Raw genomic sequence first — 2,826 nt, 5'->3', positions numbered from 1 at the left:
CAGGGAGGCCTTGTCCAGGGCGGTGCCGTCAGGGAGCCGGAAACCGTCCAGCACGGTGAACCCCCCGGCCAGGCGCCGTTCGCCGAAGACCTCCATGGGGGAGAAGGGCACACCGCGGACGCGCAGGTGCTCGCGCAGGGTGTGGAAGGCGTCCGTGGGCGGGGCCCCCGCCAGGTCGGACAGCCGGTCCACGAGGTGTGCGGTCGGGCTCCCGGCGGCCTCGGACCACGCGGTCAGCGCCCGGCGCGTCGCCTCGGAGCGGACGCGGTGGAAGTGGGCGTGCGTGAGCGCGTCCTCGCCCTCCAGGCGCTCGTGGTCGTCGATCAGGTCGACCAGCACCTTCTTCAGGGAGCGGCGTCGGCTCTGGAGGTCGCGCCAGTAGGCGCACACCTCACTGACGTGCTCGGTGAACGCGGCCGGGTCGTCGCGCAGCCGCCGTTCCAGCTCGGGGCCGATGCCGTAGCGCGCGAACAGGTCCGCGGGGAGCCCGTGGGCGCGCGCGGCCACCAGTACCTCGTCCTCGTAGCGTGTGCGTTCCTGTGCGTCCCAGGGCATCGTGCGATCCCGCTCCCCTCGTGTGGTCGTGGTCGTACGGTCCGGTGAGGGGGTGACGGGGGGTTGGGTGGTGCGGGTCCGGGGCGGTGCCGGTCAGCTGTCCGGTCCACCGGCCGGATCGGGGACGGCGACCGCCCTCGTTCCGACGGTTCCGGTTCCGTTGCGCGCTTTCATCGACTCCGCCTTTCACGGCCGGTGTTATTCCCGGTACGGCCGTTTCGGGTCACGAGCATACCTCCCAGGGATGCGTCGACGGGGAGAACACGGGCCTTTGGGGTCTGCGCGTGTCCGGTTGTTTTTCTGGTGCATACAAAGCCCCATTGAAGTGCGCAAACCATGACATTTTCTGAGTAAGCGCGCCTTTTTCCGGCCATACGAAAAAGGCGCGGTACCTCCGGGAAGTACCGCGTCGAGGGAATACCGTGTTCCGGTCCGCGTTCGCGTGCTCGGCGCCGCCGGAGGCGTCCGTACGGCCGGAGGAGCCACCGCGCCTCCGGCCGGGAACGCCTCAGGAGTCCATGGCCTCGTCCATCCTCGCGGCCAGCTCATCGCTGAGCAGGCCGATGTAGGTGCTGGTGATGTGCCCGGAGTCGCGGTAGACCATCACGTTGCCGATCACCGCCGGACACCCGCCCTCCGCGCAGAACAGGTCGGTCAGGTCGAGCCAGTGGACCTCGCCATCGAACAGCCGGACCGCGTCCTCCTGCGGATCGGCGGCCCGGGTCGCCTCCTCCAGGGGCCGCCCGCACACCGACGGGTCCTCGGCGTTGGCCGCCACGCACTCCACCACGTCCCGGCGGGCGCGCGGGGTGTCGCGTACCGCGACGATCTCTCCGCTGACCTCGGCCACGTCCTCCCACAACCGGAGCATGCCCTCGGTCATCGCGGCGTGGTCCTCCTCCGCGGAGACCTCCTCGGCCGGCCGTGCGGCGGTGGAGGAGCTGGTGATCACCAGGTCGGGCCGCAGCTCCTCCAGCTCCCCGACCACCGCGCGGTTCCACTCGTGACACGACGTGTACGGGCCGCCGTCGGGGCCCCTGACCATCGTGTCGGTGAACGCGCAGGAGGACTTGGTGTAGATGTGCAGCCGCCAACCGCGCTCCTCGGCGATCTCCGACAGCGCGGTGCCCCACTGCGCGCTGTGGGAGTCCCCGAGCAACACCACGTCCCGGGCGGCGTCCTCGGGGCCGTACACGCACGGGTCGCCGGGCTCGGTGGCCGACTGCGAGGCCTGGCAGTCGTCGTCGTACAGGAGGGGAACGTCGTCCTCGGCGTTCACGGGCGAGGGGTAGAGCGGCCCGTCGCCCGGGGCCTCGCCGAGCGCGGCGGGACCGGTGTGCACCGCGGGGTCGAAGGACACCCCCCGTTCCCGGTCGACCCGCACGTACACCGCGCCGCCCACCGCGGCCACGGTCACGATGCCCGCCGTGGCCACGACCAGGGCCGAACGGCCGCGGCGGACCAGACCCCGGTCGCGCACGGGGTCCTCCACCCAGACCTTGGTCGCCCACGCCAGCAGGACGGACACGGCCGCGACCGCCACGGCCTCCAGCGGACCGAGTTCGGCCTCGCCGGTGAGCACCAGGGCGAAGATGATCAGCGGCCAGTGCCACAGGTACAGCGAGTAGGACACGTCACCGACCCAGCGGGCGGGCGCGGTACCCAGCAGCCGGGAGGCCGACAGGCGTCCGGGGGAGTCCTCGGCGGCGATCACCGCCGCGCCGCCCAGGACAGGCAGGAGCGCCGCCCAGCCAGGGAAGGGCGTGGCGTCGTCGTAGACCACCGCGGAGACCGCGATGGCGACCAGACCGAGCCAGCCCAGCGGCGCGCGCCAGCGCTCCGGAAGACTCCCGTGCGCCAGCCCGACCGCGAGCAGCCCGCCCACGGCCAGCTCCCAGGCTCGGGTCGTCGGCAGGAAGTACGCCGAGGCCGCCTCCTGGGAGGTGAGCACCACCGAGCAGGCCAGGGACAGCACCAGCACCGAACCCAGCAGGACGGTGAGGGCCCCGGCGGTGGCCCGCCAGCGGCGCCGGGCCAGAGCCCACACCACGAACAGCAGCGGCCACACCAGGTAGAACTGCTCCTCCACCGACAGCGACCAGAAGTGCTGGACGGGGCTGGGCGGGTCGTCCGCGGCCAGGTAGTCCACCGCCTGCCGGGCCAGGTACAGGTTCTCCACGTAGGCGGCCGAGGCCACCAGCTGCCATGCGGTGTCGACCAGACGGGTGACGGGCAGGAGGAAGAACGAGACCGCGCCGGTGACCAGCAGCA

General features: G+C 72.1%; 2 protein-coding genes. Both read right to left on the bottom strand.

Annotation, left to right across the window (positions count from 1 at the left end; all coding sequences use genetic code 11):
• On the bottom strand, nt 1-555 hold a 555-nt coding region (locus D455_RS0106530; protein ID WP_026122379.1), incomplete at its 3' end, for a hypothetical protein.
• A gap of 508 nt (nt 556-1,063) precedes the next feature.
• A partial coding sequence (locus tag D455_RS0106525; protein ID WP_017569950.1) for an acyltransferase family protein occupies nt 1,064-2,826 on the bottom strand: 1,763 nt, incomplete at its 5' end.

Source organism: Nocardiopsis halotolerans DSM 44410 (genome assembly GCF_000341065.1).
Classification (GTDB): Bacteria; Actinomycetota; Actinomycetes; order Streptosporangiales; family Streptosporangiaceae; genus Nocardiopsis; species Nocardiopsis halotolerans.
Note: the sequence above shows the minus strand (reverse complement) of the source record. Positions and strands in the feature narration are given on the sequence as shown.